Below are 19,349 nucleotides of genomic sequence, written 5' to 3'. Positions count from 1 at the left end.
CCCCGGCCGACCAGAGGTCGGACGAGATCGCTCACAGTGGGGTGCGAACCTCATGCCCGCCCCTCCAGCAATGCCATCACGGTGTGAACCTCGACGATGATGCTGACGGGAGCGGAAGGACTGAGGTAGAACAGCTCGACCTCGTCGGGGACCTGGAACAGCAGCTCGGCGACGGACATCGTCTTGTGGGGCGGCAGTTCGACACCCGCCAGCTGCGACGACACGGTGAAGATCGGAACCACCCGGGTGCCGTCGGGCGCCTCGATGACGGCCGGGCCGTCCGGCCCCTGGATCACCGCCACCTCGGCCGCGTCCGCCAGAGCCAGTGCAACATCGTGCTCCGGCCCGTATCCAGTGGCTGCGCGCTGCACCGCGGTGTCGACCGCATCGGCGGGCTCGGACCAGCCCAGTGCCCCGGGAGAAGGCCGGTAGTCCTCGTTGTCCTCCCACTCCACGATCTCGCCCTTGTCGTTGGAGCGCCACCGGCCGAGCACGGCCCACCCCGGCGGCACCCCCTCCCCCTCCCAGGCGCTGTCGGGCACGGAGAACCAGTGATCGGGCGCGAGCCGGGCGGCTGCGACGAGCTCTGGGGGCGGCGGGGGCATCCCCCACTCTTCGTCATCGCCGGCCTTGTCGGCCTTTCCTTTCCCGCCGGTTTCGTTCGGGTTCGCCGATGCCTTTGTCCTCGCGCTGTGCCCGGCGGCGCCCTCCTTCTCCCGGGTCAGCACGGACACCTTCGTGAACGCGGGGTCATTCTGGCCGGGTTCGGCCGTATCTGTGGTCACGGGTTCCGCTCTCGGCTCACTCATGACGTCCTCATGTGTCGTCGTCCATTCATCGGTGGCCAATCCGCCGGAGTCGGAACGCTTCGCGCCACCAGAGCCGGGCGACGTCACGGCGCTGTAGCCGGGCTGGTCAGGAACGCCTGAACGGAAAGGCCGCTGCCCGCATGAAGGGCGGCCTGTACGAGCATCTGCCGCAGCGCGTCGCTGTACCCCGGCATCGGCAGTCCGTGCTGCGTATAGAACGACTGGAGCACCTGGTTCAACTGCCACTGCGTCAGAGGGGATGTGTCGCCACTGTGGTAGCGCATCTTCTCCAAGCTCGCGAAACCACGCATGGCCTCGGCATAGAAACCGGACCATTGCGGGCTCTCGACGTGTGCCCCGAACGCCCCGCGCAACGCACGCGTCCACCGCCGGACACGCACCTCGCGATCCGGCATCCCCACATCCAGCCCCGCCTGATCCGCCCACCACGACAACCAGGCCTCGGGTGTCTCCGGATAAGACCGGATGAGATCCTCCCGGACCTCGCTCAGCCGCCCCTCGACCAGGATACGAGCGGGCCCATTAGCCAGCTCGACAAACCCATCACCCGCATAGCCCCATGCCGGCAGACCGGTCTCATTGGCCACATGCTGCGCGGCAGGAACGTGGGTCAACGGATCATGCCCATGCGCTTCAGCAATGACGCCACTTGCACAGACATCGACCAGCACGCCCTTCTTACCGATCAGACTCGGGCGCCGCTTGATCAGCCGCCCCAGCACCGGCCCACGCACATCATCCTCAGCGGCCTGTGAATAGCCACCAATAGTCTTGATGAAGGGAATTTCAGCACCGTTGAGATGTTTGACGCCGTGCGCACTGGCGATATACAACTCCCGCAGATCGAACGGAAGGCCCTTGACCGGACCCTCCGTATCCGTATCGGGATCCAATCGACTGTAGTGGAGTATCGCCGGAAGAACCCGGTAATGCTCCTCGTTGTCCGCCATCTCCTTGTCACTGTGGAATATGCGGCCCGTGGATTCCGACGTGGACGGATCGACGACGGTATGCGACACCAGATTATTCTCCGTGATGTCCATACCCGACGAATTCGTCACGACATACCCGCCCGCGGCAGGAGACAACCCGGGATCAGGCAGCATGCCAGGCCGGCTCAGAATCCACTGGCCCAGCGGCCGCCCTCTAGAGCCGACGAAACCCACACGCGACCGATTACCACTGGCGGCGACAAGGCGGTACTGCGCATCCATCGACCACACCAGCACCCCCGCACGCTCCGCCACCAACCGGGCCTCCTCCAAGACCCTTCCCGGCAACGGCACCACAAGAAGCACCGGAACATACGCCGGCCGCTCAGGGTCCGCCGCGATCGCATCAGCCAACCGTGGATCCCACACATCGGCGACCACCGTCCACACCGGCCCGGTCCCCCAAGGAGTAGCCCGCTTCGTCACACCACCGGATGCGTTCACCTCCGCATAGGCGGAAGAATCCAGTGGCGCAACAGGCCAGTTGGTCCAGTTCCGCCCCTGGCCCAAACCGCCCAACCGCGTCTGCGGCCCATACGAGTACGAAACCGCGCCAGCCCCCGCAGCCGACGACGCCCCCTGACCAGCACCACCCCACCCCGGCTGCGCCCCATACCCCGACTGCGGCCCATACGAGAACGCAGCGCCACCCGCAGCCGAGGACGACCCCTGACCAGCAAACGGCACACCCCCACCGAATCCAGACCCACCAACCGGCTTCGGCCCCTTCCTATGACTCCTACGAGCAGGCTCTGCTCCCCCGGCTGTCGCCACCCCGTCGGCAGGGGCCGGTTCCACCGGGCCAAGCACCGCCTGGTCCGGGCTCTCGCCGGGGCCTTGCGGAAGTCCGGCAAGGTAGCGGTCGCCGTCGTGGACGAGGAGGGCGGTGCCGTCCACCCCTCCCCCGCCGTAGTAGTCCACCGTGGCCTCCAGGCCCACCACAGCCACCTCGACGCCGAGTTCGGGGGCGGCCACCGCTGCGAGCACCCCGGCCGCGGAGTCCGGGTCTCCCCATCCGTACGACGGGTCCCGCAGCGCCAGCGCGAACCGCTGGGCCACGCTCAGACCGACCTCAGAGGCCGGCAGTTCGCCGAGGAGGGCGCCCTGCATGCGCTGCGCGGTGGTCAGCTCCACACCGATCGCGTCCAGCAGGCTCAGCGGGATGATCCGCCCGCCGTCCAGCAGCGGTGGTGCGCCCTCGGGCACATCGTCGTCGGTGACGCGACCTGCCAGCCAGTCGCGGAAGCCGTCACCCATGTCGATCCCCGCGGCCTCCAGCGCCTCGTGGGCCGCGTACCGGACGGTGAACAGCAGGGCGTCGACGAGCCGGTCGCCCTCCCCCGGCGACGCGTGCAGCGCGTACGGCACACCGTCGAGCTCCGCACTGTACGGTCCGGTGCGCCGGTAGTCGCCACGCGGTGCGGCTTCTTCCGGGCCGGTGCCGGGCTCGGTGTCGGACTCCGTGCTGGGCTCGGTCAAGGCCTCGTGGCCAGCGGGCGACTGCGCCGCTGGGAAGGCGGTCCCGTCCTGCGGGGTCTCGCGGTCGACGGGGCTGTGCGGCGGCTCGGGGGCGGCGGGCGCGGGCTCGTGGGCCAGCGGCCGGTAAGCGTTCTCGACCTGGTCCCAAAAAGCCCGGTAACCGTCGTACAGGTCGTTCTCCGCCCGCGTGCGCTCCACGGGATTCGCCCGACCCGGGTCGAGAGCCTCCGGATCAGAGCCGTACAGCCGCTCCAGAAGCGGCAACAGCGCCGGCTCATGGCGCCGCACCCAGTCGGCACCATTGTTCCGCGGCTGCTCGGTGTAAAGATCCTCCCCGTAGTTCGTGCCGAGATAGGCATTGGTGACCTGCGCGAAGTACTCCTCCACATGCACGGATGAGTAATTGCCGGTAAGCCTTCCATCGATGTTATGCAACGGGCCGTCCACCCATTGAGCACCGTACTGTTGACTTACCTTGGCTAGATACGAATTTTCGATGACCTGCCGGTCAGCGTCAGTCAGCCCGAACGAATGAATGGCGTGCGCGAACTCGTGCGTTGTCGTCGAATATCCGTCAGGGTACCCAAATGGGCCGGGTACGCTGGATTTTTCGCCAAGGAGATTCTCCTCGGTGACCGCTGTGGCGTCCGGTCCATTACCCCCCCGCACCATGTCCCAGTTCCGGCCATCGCCCATCGACACACCCTGCAGGTCGCGGAACGGGGCCAGCGAGGTCATCGCCTCGTCCTTGGGTACAACCACCACACGGGAACCACGGGTCAGCAGCCGCGCGGCCACCTCCGGATCACGCAGCATCCGCGCTATCTGCGCCTGAACCTCACGCCGCGCCGACACCGGCTGATCCACACCCTCTGGCATCACCACCATCAACTGCGCGGCAACAAGCGCGAACTCGTCCACGGACAGCGCCGTACGCAACCCGTCGACCAAAGCCGGATCCGACGCCAGCGACTCCCGCTCGGAAGCCGACAACCAAGCCAGCTCCGCAGCCCGCTCACCCACCCTCATCCCAGGCAACCGCACCGCGAGACCGCCAACCTCCGGCGCCCCGGCCCCTGCCACGCCCTTGGTTGCTTCCGACGGCGCGGTGGCGGCCCCCGTGCCCCCTAGCGACGGGGCGGTCGGCGGGGAAGGAAGGGGCATGTTCCAGTCGCCTTCCGACGGGTAGCCGAACGACACCACGGGGACCGGCTCCTTCGGCCCCTGCTGGACTGGGCCCATTTGCACCTTCCGCCACGGGGTAGGTCTGCCGTCGGCCCGTTCCCGCAGATGTACAAAGGGCGTTCTGCCATCGTCAGCGAAGGTGACCGCGACCGGCCCGTCCGGGTACCAGACCGTCATGCCTGTGATGGCGGCCGCCCGCCGCGCCCGCTCCGCGGCGGCTTTGCCCGCGCACGGCAGGAGGAACAGCTGGGTGACGCCGGACAGGTCCAGCATGGCAAGATACTGGCCCACTTCCGCCACGTCACCGCGCCGCGCCCCTCCCCCGGGCTTCGCCATTGAGAAGGCGCTGCCCCCGGGAGTGCTGTGCGAAGCCCAGGTCGCGGCTCCCGTGAAGGGCATGGCCTTGATCGTCGCTATGGGACGCCCCGCGCCGTCCCGCTGCCACTCCACGTAGTGCTTCACCGTCGGCAGCTGACTGTAGGCCGCCCGGCGCCGGGCCCAGTCGCGCGGGCTGAATGACGCCCAGCCGAACCGCCGTCCGCCGTGCGCGATCTCATACAGCACGGTCTGTGTGTTCCACCAAGCGCCGGGGTCGCCCGGCTTCGGCACCGCCGGCGCCAGCCGCTCGCCGGCGGTCACGTCCGGGGCCGGGGCGTCCGGGGCACCGGCTGTCGGCGGCAGGGCCTCGACCCGTCGCCGGACTTGAGGTACGGGTTCGGTCTCCTCCAACTGCACGTGCAGGTAGCTCTGCCGGGTCTCCTCGTCGTGCCGGACCTCCCGGCGCCGCACGCTCAACACCGTCTCCGCCGGGTACAGCACGTGCTGCCGGATTGGGTTCCCGGATACGGGGGCGATGTCCCGGGCCGTGGACCTGAGCACCTCGAACAGGACCGGGGAGCGGCGGCCCGACGCGGTCCTCTCCCTGAGCAGGCCGGACAGCACCTCTTCCCGGCTGCCGCTCGCCCTGTGGAACTCCGGCACGCTCACCGCGTGCAGCTCATCACCCGGCAGCCCGTTGGACAGATCCCCCGTGATCCAGGTGCCCCACCACACCGGCGCGTTCATCGGTGGCAGCGCCATCAGAGTGTCAGCCGCCATCCCCAGATGCTGGGGAATCTCCGCCGCCAGCGCAGCGGCCAGCCGGTCGGCTCGCTCCAGCAGTATTCCGAGCGTCTCTTCCCGCTCACCACGGTGCCCCTCCCCCTCGGAGATGGTCCGGATCCTGGCGGCGGCCTCGTCGAAATCCCCGTCGCGCAGAAGCAGCAGTGGGAAGTCGAACCGCCGCGTCTCCACCGCACGCCTAACCACCGAGCGCGCCTCCACCCGCAGCAGCTCGGCCCCGTTTGCGCCGGACGCGTCGGTGAACCGCCCACTGACCAGCGCCGCGTCCGGGCCCGAGAGCAGATACAGCGGCAGGAGGTCCCCACGCCGGAGGAAGTCCAGCACAGAACCGCCGGGGTGACGCTGCCGCCAGCGCTCCAGCGCCGCATGCCGCGAGTCCGGCCCGGGGCGGGGCACCGGCGCACCGTTCAGCCGCCGCCAGATGCCTTCGACTGCAGCCCCGGTGGCCTGTTCGGTGAGCGGCCCGGCGGTCTGGTGATACAGCGCGTGGTGCGGAAGGTAGAGCGTCTCCATGAAGGCACCGGGATCCCGGCTATCCCGGGGCGCGAGAAGCGCGGCGAACGAGCTGTACACATGGGCCGCGTCACCCTGGAGCTCCACGTCGCTTTCAAGGACCTCGGCCCTGTGGGAAGCCTCGATGATTTCGAACAGCGAGCGGGTGTGCTCGGGAAGGTACCAGGCGAGCAGGGCCTCACGAAGACGCAGCATCTCCTCCTTCGACGCATGGGTGTCGTCACCGTACTTGCGCAGCAGGTGTGTCACCTTCCTGGCCTCACCCGTGACCAGCGGGAAACCACGCCTACCGCGGGTGTCCCGGTACCAGCCGCCGTCCTTGTCGAGCGACTGCTTGGAGAACTCCTGAGGATGTTCTGAGATGACGGCGGTCCACAGGGCCCGCATGAGCTCGTCCAGCCCAGCCCCGGAGTGCGGATCCAGAAGGCGGCGCATGTTCCGAGCAACGGTCTCTGGGTCCTTGGCCGAAAAGAACAGCTGTGCGGCCCGGGGACGGTCGTAGCGCTCGGTGTAGTGGCGGTAGAGAGTCCCTACGGCCTGCCGGGCAGTGTCGGACACCGCCGGCTCCGCAGCCAGTGTCCTCCCCAGGTGCCTCTCGTACGCCACTGCAAGGAGCTCCCACTTGGGGTCCGCGTACGAGCTGCTGAACCGGCTTGCATGCCTGGCCGGGTCCATAAGGGCCGAGCGGACCGTCTCAGCGGCGAGGACGCTCGGATCCTGCGGCTCGAACTCCCGCCACTCCGGCTCCGGCTGACCCGGGGCCTGTTGGAGCACGAGTTCGCCTGTTTTTGGATACAGGCCGGTCTCGACCGGGGGAGCGACAGTGGTACTCCTGCTCCACGTGGCCGCCTGCTGAGAAAGTCTTCCCGCGCCCGAATGACAAGCAACTGTCAGCAGCCGAAAGTCTGCACGGGGCCCCCTACTCTCCGTCAGCTGCCGCATATAGCGGCCGACCTGAGTACCGTCCACTTGCTTTTGGCCGTATCGCGACATGACGCTGAAGGACTGACCACTGCTGTGCGAATGGAAGATGACAACGTTCTGGTCCGACCAGGGAAGGGGGCGAATTTCTCCGACGGTTCCCGGGTCCAGCCAGTTGCCGAAGCGGTAATTCCTCGATTCGTGCAGACCAGCATGGAACGGTGTGCGATAAAGCCAGTCCCCCATGTCAAAGGAGGACACGCCGTACCAGCGGCCCTTCCGGGTGCGCACATTCCGCGTGATGATCTCGCGGTCCCACTTCTTTCCAAGCGGCTGCGGGACCTCCTCGAGGGTGACGTGCACGTACCGCCTGCCGGTCGCCTCATCGAGGCGGACCTCGCGGCGTATCTCCCGCAGGGTCGTCGCGTAGGGGTACAGCACGGCGCGCTCGCCGGGCTTGCGCGCCAGCGGGGAGACGTCCCGGCCGGTGGAGTCCACGACCTCCCGCAACACCGGGTGCCCCTCACTCCCCTCGGTGCCCGGCCGCAGCAGGGACGCGAGCGCGGTGTTCCGGGTCGTCGTCGCCCGGTGCAGCCTCGGCACCCTCAACGTCCGCCGCTCCCCGTCGCCGTGCTGCACCCCATCCATCGGCCCGGACTCCCACGACGCCCACCACACCCGTTCGCTGACCGGCGGAAGGAGAGCTACCGCTTCAGTCGCCATCTCCGCGTGCGCCCGCAGCTCACCCCACAGGCTGTCCGCCAGCTCGACGGCCCGTTCCGCAAGGCGCATGCGGGCCTCCCCCCACGCGTCCCGTCCAGTGGGATCCGCGCGGAACTCCCAGGCGCGGTGGGCCAGTTCCGCCAATTTCCGGAACCGCTCGTCCCGCAGGAACAGCAGCGGCAGGGACGCCATCGGATCGCCGCCCTCGAACGCTTGCTCCACCAGGGGCCACGCCTCGCCCCACAGCGCCCTCTGCCTCTGCTCGAGCGGGCCGGGCGCGTCGGGGCCGGGAGTGAACTTCTCGTCCAGCAGCCGCACGTCAGAACCACTGGCCAGCTGCAGCGCCGCCGCGTGCCCCTCCTGCGCATTCCACAGCAGCTCGAGGGTGCGATGACGCCGCAACCACTCCAAGAGGGCCTCGCGGCGCTGCCGCGAGGCCGCCACCGCCGGACCGCTCAAATCCGTTCCGACCAAGGAGCCCCCCGGCCGTAGCAGACCCTTGATCTCCTCGGCCCGGCCGTCTCCGGTGACTTCCGGAGTGAACCAGTCCGCTCGCGCGAGGTACATCCGCTCATGAGGCAGCCGCAGGTCCTTCCGCAGGTCGCCGGGGCTCTTCCTCACCCGCTCAACCGGGTCGACGGCGGCATCCACCCATGCGTAGAGGCGGGAGGCCTCGAAATCCGTGTCGGGCTCGGTCTTGTCGCGCACCCCGGCCCGGCCCGAAGCCAGCCAAATCTCCACCAGCGTGTGATCGTCAGCCCCGGGCAACATCCGCCCCAGCAGCGCTTCCCGGAACCGGAGCGCCTCGCCACCGGGCACGTTCAGCGACTGGTAAACCCCGAGCAACCACTCGGCTTCCTCAGCAGTGCCCGGTCCCACCGGGAATCCGCGCCGGTCGTGCAGCTCCTTCAGCGTGTCCCGGTCGTGCGGCCGAACAGGTCGGGGCTTGAGGGGCAGACGCCGCGGGTTCAGCTGGGGTTCCTCACTCCACAGCCGGCCCAGCGTGGTCTTCCCGGTACCCGCAGCGGCGCGCCTGAAGGCATCCATCAGCTCCAGCAGGTCGGCATCGCCGTCAGGGTCCAGCAGGCGTTCCATCGCAGGCTGCGGGTCCATCGTATGGGTCAGGAACGTCGCCGACACATACTCCGGCCTGTAGTACGTGCTCAGCAGGTCGTACAGGGACCGGACCGCCCGCCGCGCCTCCCCGATCACCTCCGGGTCCTCGGCCAGCACCTGCCCGAGCGCACGTTCGTACCGCCTGCTCAGCTCCTTCCACTGGCCATCGGTGTAGAAGACGCCGAACCGCGGTGAATAGTCCTCGGCAGGCGAGGCCCCGTGGGGCGAAGGAGGCGCGTTCCAGTGTTCGTCCCCCGGCGGGACCGATGGCGCCGTGGACAGCACCGCCCCTGCCTGCGGGGCCGACCTCGAAGCTGCGGAGGCAGGACGGTACACCCGCCACCCCGTGGCATCGCCCTTGCCAGTCTCGCGCAGATGCACACCAACCGACGTGCCGTCCTCGCCAGGCGGAGCCGCAAACCCACGCTCGGCCACATACACCGTCAGCCCCGTACGCTCCGCGGCGGCCTTCAGGTCCGCGTCCTCGACCGGCGACAGGTCCTCCCCGCACGCCGCCAAGACGATACTGCTGAACCCCTTTGCTCTCAGCCTCGGCGCGAATCGCTCGACCACCTCCCCCCGGCGAACCCGCTCTACCCCTCCCCCGTCCTGCTCCAACTCCAAAGCGTCCGCGTCACCGTGCGAACCGAAGAAGAACCTCCCCGGCTCCCCCACCCCCGGCATAGGACGCTGCACAGCCAACTCACGGCCCTGGCCGTCCCGCTGCCAGTCCGTGTACTCCGTCGCCTCCTGCAGGTGCCGGTACGAGTCCTTACGCAGCTCCCAATCCTGCGCGTTGAACGACGCGAGCCCCATCACGCGTCCCTGCGCGTCCTTGATCTCGTGCAGCACCACACCGGAGGACCAGTCCTGCCCGCCGGCCCCGGACGGCTCGGCGGCGGGGCCGGCGGGCGGTACGGGTACCGGTGTGGCGTCCTGCCGGGCCTCCTCCAGCCGTACGTGCTCGTACGGCTTCCCGTCGGCGTCGTGGAGCACCGAGCGCGAGAGCACACGGAAGTCCGCGGGCGACGGGTAGCGCACCTGCGCCCGGTCCGGGGCGGGCGAGTAGAACGCGCGGAACCTCGGCCCGGTGTCGGCGTGGGCGGACCCGTCCGCCTCGGGCGCCGCCTGGCTCGACGGCGCGTTCCAGTCTTCGCGGCGCGGCCGGGACGGCTGGGGCGTGGGGGTGCTGCCCGGGGCCTCGTCAGGGCCCGGTTCCGAGTGCGTGGCGGCTCCAGGAGCCGCAGTACGCGCCGCACTGGCTGCCGCTGTCCCGCCGGCCACGAACGACGCCTCGCCCAGATGCACATGGTTGGTGCCCTCGATGTCGCGGACCACGCTCTGAACGAGATGGCGGTGGGGCGATGTCGCCAGGAACTCGTTCAGACCGATATGCGGATCGGTGGCGACCGCCTCCGACGCCTCGTCCAGGACGATATGCAGAGCCTCGTCGCTCGCCTCCGGTACCTGCCCGCCGCGTGCCTGGAAGTAGTCACCGGCGAGGCCGTCGAGGAAGGCGCCGGTCAAGAGGCCCTCGCTGCCGCTCGTCAGGCGCATGGTTTCGAGTGCGGCGAAACCGCGGATCAGTGCGGCGAACTCGGTTCCCCGGTCCGGGTTGCCGTCGATGTCGGCCCCGAATGCCTGGCGCATCGCGCGGAACCAGCGCAGGACGCGCTCTCGCCGGTCGACAACCGACGAGTCAAGTCCGTACTGCTGTGCCACCAGATCCAAATCGGCGTCGGTGGGCTCCGGAAGGAACCTCTCCCATCCGTTCGGATCGTCGGCGTTGTCCTTGAGTAGCAGGATACGCGCCGGCTTTCCGCCCTCCGACTGGTTCACCGAGTAGTCCCCGAGCGGGGCAAAAGCAGCGCGCCGGACGTGATTGGCGGCCTGCTGAGCGAGGGGGACAGTCTTGAGTCGGTCGGCGCCGCGGGGCAGAGAACCGGCTCCACGCCGCAGCAGCACGAGGGAGGCCGTCGCGCTGAGGCCGGCCGCACTGTCGCGGCGTTGGAGGTAGCGGCCGTACTCCTCGTCGCTGAGCTCAAGCGGTGAGCCGTCGACATAGTGGAGTGTGACCGAGTCTCCCGTACCGCCGACGACGGCGAAGTATGCGTCGGTCCATGGCACGGCCTTCAGCTCGCCGTACTGTTCCTTGTTGGCCTGGTCGTACTCGGCGTAGCGCTTGATGGTGGGCAGCCGGCGGTGGGCGTCTTCCTTCCGCGCCCATTCGACCGGCGTCGCCGACACCCGCCCGGCGCCCGCCGTGCCGTCGTCTCGCACGAGGGTGTAGCTGAGCAGTTCCCTGTCCGGCACGGTGGTGCCGTCGAGGGTTCGGATGGCACCGTCCGCGGGTGGTGGGGCCAGTCGCGGGGGGGTGTGGATCCACGGACCGGCGGGCTGGTGCTCGCCGGTCTCCCGGTAGATACGCACCCTGTTCCTGCCGATATCGGGGAGCAGGGCCAATCCATCACCGATGGACCACACGCTCTTACCGGTCCTGTGTGCGACGCCTCGAGGAAGGTACAGGCCCAGCGCTCCGGCGCGGTTGATGATCAAGACGATGGGGGTGTTGGCCGGAGCGGACATCAGGGCCGGGTCGTTGACCAGCAGTTCGGCCAATTCCTCTGTCCCGGCGCGTATGGGTGTGCCGTCGGCTGTGCGGACCACGATGTGCTCGGCGCTGCCTGCGGCCACCACCACGTAAGGCTTCAGATCACCCCAGGGCGCCACGTCGACTCTCGAAGAGCGGGAAGTGCCGTCCGCTTTCATGACGCGCGCTCCGACTGTCCCCGTATCGATCTCAGCGATCGGTTCGCCGCTCCAGTTGCGACCCAGACCCTGGTTTCCAAAGGTGCTTCCTTCCGCACCCGACAACACGCCCAGGATCTGCAGGTGAAGTGCGCCCACCGCGGCCAGACTGTCCGCCCGACCGATTCTGATCGCACCGGCCACCAGATCGATCAGCTGCCGCCACGAGGTCGCGTCCAGAGGTTGCCGGTCGCTTCGGTGCAGCAGCCTGCGGCCCAGTACGTCCAGATCGAAAGGGCCCCTGCTCAGGTACGGGTCGGCCAGGTGCAGAGCCTCCAGCCGCTCGATGACCTGCCGTTCCACAGCGGCCTCTGACACCTCCGCGGTATCCGCAACACTGACCTCCGGCAACGCCGTGAAGTCCGAGCCGAGCCCCTGGACAGGGGGGGCGCCAGTAGCCGCCTCAATGCCGCCGGGCGAGACGGCCTGCGCATCGGGCATCACGGCCTCGAGCCCGGATGACTCCGGGACCGACAGCTCTGGGAGCGGCTCGGCTGATCCGGTTGGCTCGCTCGGTCCGGTTCGTGAGCCGGAGAGATGATCTCCTGAGTCCGGGTAGGCCGTCCCCTCCTCCGGCGCGGTCTCGGCCGGGGGCGCCGGGCGCCGACGCGTGAACTCACCGGTGGAGAACGCCGCCTCACCGATCCGCTCGCCGTCCGAATCCGCGATTTCGTGCGCCAGGATCTGCTGATGCCACCCAGGCTTCGCGGGGAGTGTCGACGGCGCGACCGGCCCAAAGGCTGCACCGGAAGGGCTGCCTCCCGCGGCAGGGTGAGCCGCCGCACTGGCTGCCGCTGTCCCGCCTGCCACGGGTGTGGCCTGGACCGTGAACGTGGTCTGGACCGGGGACGTGGCCTGGACCGCAGGTCCCGTACCCGACGTGCTCAGACTCCAGTACCCGCCAACGGGCCGATTCGGCGTGCGGTGCGGATCCAGAATGGTGATCTTGTGCCTCGTCGAGAAGAAACTCTTCTTGCTGCCCGAAGGCGGCTTCAGCCGCATGCCGGTGGAATAGACCCGTGCCTCGCCTCTGTCGACCTCGCTGGCCCGGACGGCGGTCAGCCCGGGCATGTCCCCGGGTCTGGCCTCGTCCACCAGGAAGACAATGCGCGCACCCGGTGACCGCACATTGTGGTGCGCGATCAACTCGGCCACTTCTTCCGGGCCCACGGGGTATCGCGACCCATCGGGCATCGGTATCAGGATGTGCTCAGCGCTGCCCTCCGCGAGCACCGCGTACACCCGCTCCGCATCCCACAGAGCAGGTTCGCTGATCTCGCCCTTCCCGGAGGTCCCGCGGGCGTAGACCTTGTCCGTCCTGATACGGCCGACCTTCGCTGTGGTCCAGTTGACTCCCTGGACGCCATGCTTGGCGTCCCTGAGCGCATAGTTGCCCGACAGCACGCCGGAAAGCTGGAGGTGATAGGCCCCCAGTGCGGCCAGGCTGCCCGCACGCGACACCAGCGCGGCCTGACTGACCACATCGAGCAACTCCCGGCGCCGGCCGTCGGTGACGTCCTGCCCCTCGGCGAGATGAAGCACCCGGCGAGCCAGCACATCGAAGTCGAACGACCCCTGCCCCAGAACGGGATCGCTTCGCCGGGCGGCATCCAGGACCGCCACCGCCCGCGCCAGCCACCCGTACTCCGGGTCATCCGGCAGCACGCCCGCACGCTGAAGGGGCCGATAGGCCTCGATTTCTGCCATGCTGCGCGCACGCCCCGCAGCCACTGCCTCAACGACCACGTCGAGCAGCTCACGGCGTTGGCCGTCGGTGACTGCCTGCCCCGGGGCGAGATGAAGCACCCGGCGAGCCAGCACATCCAGGTCGAACGGACCCTGCCCCAGAACGGGATCGCTTCCCCGGACGGCATCCAGGAGAGCCACCGCGTACGCCAGGCCCCCGTACTCCGGGCTGTCCGACGCGATACCCACACGCTGAAGCAGGTGAAAGGCCTCGATCTCCTCCACGCTGCGCGCACGGCCCGCATCCGCGGCCTCACCGACCACATCGAGCAGCTCACGGCGTTGGCCGTCGGTGACTGCCTGCCCCGGGGCGAGATGAAGCACCCGGCGAGCCAGCACATCCAGGTCGAACGGACCGTGCCCCAGGACAGGATCGCTTTCCCGGGCGGTATTAAGGACAGCCACCGCATGCGCCAGGCGCCCGTACTCCGGGTCCGTCGCAATCCCTGCCCCGAACTCCTGGGCCAGGACAGCAGTCGACAGGATGCGCTGCCTGAAGGTGATACTCGTACCATCCTGGAGTGCCTGCTTGCCCGCCATCACCAGCAAGCCGACAAACGCGGCGGTCTCGTGGGGCGCGGACGAGACCGGCGCCCCCAGGATGTCAGCCTGCCACCGCTTGAGCATCGCGCCCGTCACAGGCCCCGTGTAGCCCTGACCCTCCAGCCGCAGGTTCTCCAGCGCGGCCCACCCCTCAAGCGCCGCCTTCAGCTCCGCTCGCCGATTCGGATCAACGGAGATCGCCAAGTTGTGCGAGCGCATCATGCGGATCCACTGCACCACTCGCGCGGACGGCTGATCAGCCTGCGGGCTCAGACCCACGCGGTCCGCCAGCTCAGCCAGCTCAGCCGCGTATGCCTGGAGTTCCGCCGCGCTGCCTGCACGCCCCTCGGCCTCGGCCTCAGCGACCAGTTCAATCAGCGCCTGGAGCTGACCGTCGGTGACGGCCTGACCGGGGGCGAGGTGGAGCACCTGACGGGCCAGCTGGTCCTGGCCGTCCGATTGCTGCTGCAGGGCGGGGTCGCTTGAGCGGACGGCCTCGAGAGCGGCCACCGCGTTCGCCAGCCGATCGTAATCCGTTGCCCCGATGATCTCTTCCCCGAATGCGTCGGCGAGGACAGCGGCTGTCCGAATGCGCTGGCTGAAGGCGCCGCCCTGCCCGCCCTTGAGTGCCCGCTTGCCCTCCATCGCCAGCGAGGCCACGAAGGGGGTGTTCCACCGGGGGGCATACCGCCTGTCGATCGACAGGCCGTCAGCCTGCCACCGCGCCAGCAGCGCAAGCGTCACGGGCCCCTTGTCGGCCTCGGCGACGGCAGGGTCCGTCAGCCGCAGATTCTCCAGCGCGGCCCAGCCCTCAAGCGCCGCATCCAGGTCCGCTTGCCGATCCGGATCAACGGCGATCGCGAAGCCGCTGATGCGCAGGGCTCGGATCCACCGCAACACCCGCGTGGCCCGCTGATCTGCCTTCGTGCTCAGGCCCGCACGGTCGGCCCGGTCAGCCAGCTCAGCCTCGTTAGCACCGGTGAATTTCAGGTACTCGTACCGAGGATTATCCAGATCGTCCTCGAGGCCGAAGGCCACATCCGATGGATCCAAGTCACCCATGGCTCGGATCAGAGGTTCTGCTGCCCAGACCTCCCTGGACAGCTCTGCCACTTTGTAAGCCACGCCCTGGGCCCGGGAGGGCTCTACCGGCGGATCTGCGGAAACGTTCTGAGCGGCGTAACAGACTACGAGATTGACATTAGTCCCCTCGCGCTTGACGAAGCTGGGCCGGCGCGCGATCCACCGGCCGTACTCGTAGCCACTAAAGAACTCTGTGGTCCCGTCTTTCAGGGCCAGGGAGATAGCGCCTGTTGTGCGAAGGCCGTGTGCGGCGGCGTGGTAGATGTCGCCGCTGTTCTTATTCTTGAAAGGAAGCGGCTTGGACTTGGCCCCAACCTTCTTGCCCTGGGGCGTTATAGGGGCATAATGCGTCCGCCCCGGGATATTTGCGAGAGCGGCGGCGTATCCACTGCCCAGCTCTGCTTCCGTCACGTTCGCGCGACCTGTCACCTCCCACTTACCCTCACCCTCACCCTCACCCAGCATGGCGTAGGTGCGCACATCCTTCATCGCGACCCGGTTGCCGTTCAGCGCTGTGAGTATGTCGTCGGACGGATCGGAGGCGGGCAGCACATATCCCGGCTTGCTCACAATCAAGCGGTGGACAAGCTTGTCGTGCGGGCCGGAATAGTGATCCAGGGCCATGACGATGTGCGGCTTCGCCGAGGAGATCCCCCCCGCGGCCGACGCGGGTTCCAACTCCCGGTCGGTGGACCAGACCTTGACATCGGCCCCGTCGACCGCGCTGACCCGGTCGGCGATCAGCCGGGGCAGCTCCAGGTACCCCGCCCCCGCCTTGGACACCAACAGCACGATGGGCGCACCCCGTGGCCGGGACTTGGCGTGCGCGATCAACTCGGCCAGCACATCCGCGCGCGCCCGATGCCGGGACCCATCGGGCAGCCGTACCCAGATGTGCTCGGCATCGCCGTCGGCGAACAGCACCCACGGTTCGGGACCCCATGGGGCAGGAACGCTGCTCTCCTCGCCCGTGGAGACCTTGCGGACGAAGACCTCGTCCGCCTTGATCCTCCCCATCCGCCGGCCGGTCCAGTTGACCCCCGCGACATCATGCGTGGCGGGATCGAGCGCGAAGTCATCCGACAGCGCACCCGCATGGTCAAAGTGATAGGCCTCCAGTGCCGCCATGCTGCCCGCGCGTCCCGCGGCCGCGGCCTCGGCGACCAGGCCGAGCAGTTCACGGCGCTGGGAGTCGGTGACGTCCTGGTCCGGGGCGAGATGAAGCGCCCGGCTGGCCAGCACATCCAGATCGAACGGCGCCTCACCCAGAACTGGATCGCCGGCCCGGGCTGCATCGAGGACACCCACCGCGTCCGCCAGCCGCCCGTACGCTGCGCTGAACGCGACCCCTGCCCCGAACGCCCGGGTGAGCACAGCAGCCGGATCCGCCACCGGCCCAGTCCCGGAATCAAGTAGGCCGTCTGCCGGGTCGGGGTAGGGCGTGCTTTCGTCGGGTGTGGTGTCGGCTGAGGACGCGGTTTCCGGATCGTGGATCTCGGTCCTGCCACCGGGGTGGGTGATGACCCAGCGGCCGGGTTCGCCGTTGGGGCCTTCCAGAAGGTGGATCTGCCCGGAGCCGTTGACAGCGGCTCCATAGAGGGGAGAAAGGACCGGCAGGCCCTCGGCGTCGGCGACACGGCTTGCGGCCGTCTCGTCCTGGGGCCCGTCGCCGCAGTACAGCATCATGATGACCGTGCCAGGAGACAGAGCCGCCAGGCTCGGCCGCGACAGCGCCCACTCCGTGACTTCGGCACCGCGGACCTCCCGAACGCCACCGTCGACCAGGGCCGCGTTGACGTAGGCCGTGCCACCGTGCCCGAAGAGCCCGAACCGGGGGCGGTCCGCAAGCGGTATCTTCCGCAGCGTGCTGAGCTGAGTCCCATCGGGAGCCTTGCGCCACTCCCGGTAGTCCGTCGCCTTGCTCGCCCCCTGCAGCGCGGGACGCCGACGCTGGAACTCGTCGGGGGCGAACGACGCCTCGCCCGCCGGCTTGCCCGCGACCACGATCTCGTGCGCCAGGATCTGCTGATGCCACCCACGGTCGACAGGCTGAGCCGACGGCGCGGGCAGCCCCAGCTGGGACTGCGGATCAGCGATCAGGCCCGCGATCGCCAGACGGCGGGCCGACCGCAGACCCATACGGACCACAACCGGCTCAGCCAGCGGCGCATCCACCGTGCCCACCGCCGCCTTGGCCCCCAGCGCATACCTGATGCGGTCCCGCAGACTGGCTTCCAGCCGCACATCCACATCGAAGCTCACCAGCACCGAAGCATCGCGCATCTTGATGGCCGGCGAGTGCCCCGAAGCCTGCGGCCCGTCCGCCCCGATGGCGCGGCTGCTCGCCCACCCGGGGGACGCTCCGTAGTCCAGAAGGTCCTGCTGCCGATATCTGACCCAGTTGGGAGCGAGCTGCTGCGGCGGCCCTCCGGCCTCGCTCTCGCCCCCGGACCCGGACACGGAGGTTTCGGCAAGCCGGGGAACCCCCGGGGAACCGGCGGTCCATTGGAACTTCATCCGCTCGCCGACACCGAGGACCTTCCCTCCGGTGAACCGGGCGCTGACGTCGATGTCGAGATCCTCGCCACCGAGCAAGGCCGAGACGTACTCGTTCGGCAACCGCCCGCCCACAGCGGCCAGCATCGGCAGCGCGGACACGATCCACTCCGTGGACAGTGCCTCCTCGCGCGCCAGCGCCGCCTGCTTCGTGGTGTGGAAGTCCGGCGACGCCCCGAGACCGGTCGCCAGCTCGTCCAGCGCCGCCCGCACAGCCGGCGCACCCTGGAAGTTGTTGACCTGCGACTCGGGTGGCAGAGGCGTCCCCTGCGCACGCCACTGCGGCAGCGGCTGGGACTGCGCCACAGGATGCCAACCGGCAGGGGCCAGGCCGCGCCCGGGGCCGAGACGCGCAAGCGCCCGCAGATCCGACTCCAGCATGCGGAACACAAAGTACCGGTCGTCAGGCCGTCCCTCGGGAGCGGCGAGCGGCACCGAGGCAACAGGAGGACGGTGCACCGAGTCGCCAGGACGGTAGAGTTCCAGCCGCGCCGTCACCGGGAAACGCATCCGCACGGCGGGCGCATCGGCCGACGCGGCGGTCTCCAGCTTGAACTTGTGCTTGCGGCCGCGCACATGCGATGCCGCCTCCGTGGCTTCGGCCGCCTGAGCGATCGGCAGGGCCAAGGCACCAGACGGATGCTGCCCGTCAGCGGTGGGGTTGCCTATCGGCAAGACCATCACGGTCAGGGAGTTGGCCACGGAGATGCCCTTGGACTCCTGGCCGGCAAAGGCAGCGCTCGTGGCATGCATCATGTGCCGACGCTCGGACGGACGGCCATGGAAGGTACCCGCACCCCGGGTCACGGTGAACCTCACCGTGTACACAGCCTTGCCGTTCAGGTCGTACAGCACGACCGGGGCTCCGCCGTCCATCACACTGCCGATCAGCCCTTGGCCACCCACAGGGCTGAGCAGCGTCATGAGCCGCTGCGTATTGCGGTAGCGGTCCGCCACCAACTCCCTCGGCAGTACCTCATCGGCGAACCCCTTCCCGCCCAGCTCCCGCAGCTGCGTCCGCAACGCCCCCAGCAGCCGCTCGTAGCCGGGCGCGTGCTCGATCACCGCCAGCCCCGGCGGGGTGGTGCCAACCACCCGCAGGTCAGCGGCGGGGTCGGCCGCGGCAGGAGCGGGGGCGGGGGCAGGGGCAGGGCCCCGCACGTCCGCGACCGCGACCGCGTCCGGGTCCGTGTCCTGGTCCGGCAGTTCCTCGATCCGTTGTCCGGACGGCGCGGCCGGGGGCAGGGTGGGTGTGGTGTGGCCGGCAGCACGCAGATGCCGGTCCAGGTCGGGCCCGAGACCGAACTCACGCGCCTGTTCCTCTGAGACCCAGGCCAAGACCGCTCGCGGCACCCGCTTTCCACCGGTGGCGATCTTGGGCGTCTTCCCGCGAACCGAGACCTCCGCCACCATCAGTACGTCAAGGTCTGCCTGGACCAACACCATCCGGTCCTTGAGCGCGGATATCGCCGTGCGCTCCACCGCTCCCGACACCGCGAACGACGACTCCTTGCTCCAACCCCAGCCGCGCCCCGCGCCCGGCCCCCCGAAGATCCACAGGTGCGCTTCGGCGTCACCGGCGCCGGCGACCATCAGCGCCCCCGACAGCGACGGCCCACCACCCCGCATGCTGCTCGCCTGATGCCCCCCCGTATAGACGGAATTCACCCCCGGGCCCTGCGTGACATGGACAACGGCCGGATTCACCGCATGGAACCTCGCGCCCACCGCG

The 19,349-nt window shown here is 69.0% G+C and carries 2 protein-coding genes (1 of these 2 running past the window's edge); both read right to left on the bottom strand.

Going from position 1 to position 19,349, the window contains the following annotated elements; genetic code table 11:
* Positions 1 to 50: 50 nt before the first annotated feature.
* Positions 51 to 809 (bottom strand): type VII secretion system-associated protein, encoded by a 759-nt coding sequence (locus ACFYWY_RS08560; protein ID WP_389181721.1) that lies wholly within the window; start codon positions 807 to 809, stop codon positions 51 to 53.
* 83 nt (positions 810 to 892) lie between these two features.
* On the bottom strand, positions 893 to 19,349 hold the end of the coding sequence (locus tag ACFYWY_RS08555) for a lonely Cys domain-containing protein (protein ID WP_389181718.1). 18,590 nt of this gene lie beyond the right edge of the window; only the last 18,457 of its 37,047 coding nucleotides appear in the window; the start codon falls outside the window, past its right edge; it ends in the stop codon at positions 893 to 895.

The organism is Streptomyces sp. NPDC002870 (assembly GCF_042888505.1).
GTDB lineage: Bacteria > Actinomycetota > Actinomycetes > Streptomycetales > Streptomycetaceae > Streptomyces.
The sequence above is the reverse complement of the archived record's forward strand: the minus strand, read 5'-3'. Positions and strand labels throughout refer to the sequence as shown.

Coding starts and splice junctions, on each gene's coding strand:
- ACFYWY_RS08560 (WP_389181721.1), bottom strand. CDS start 809: ATGAGTGAGCCGAGAGCGGAACCCGTGACCACAGATACGGCCGAACCC.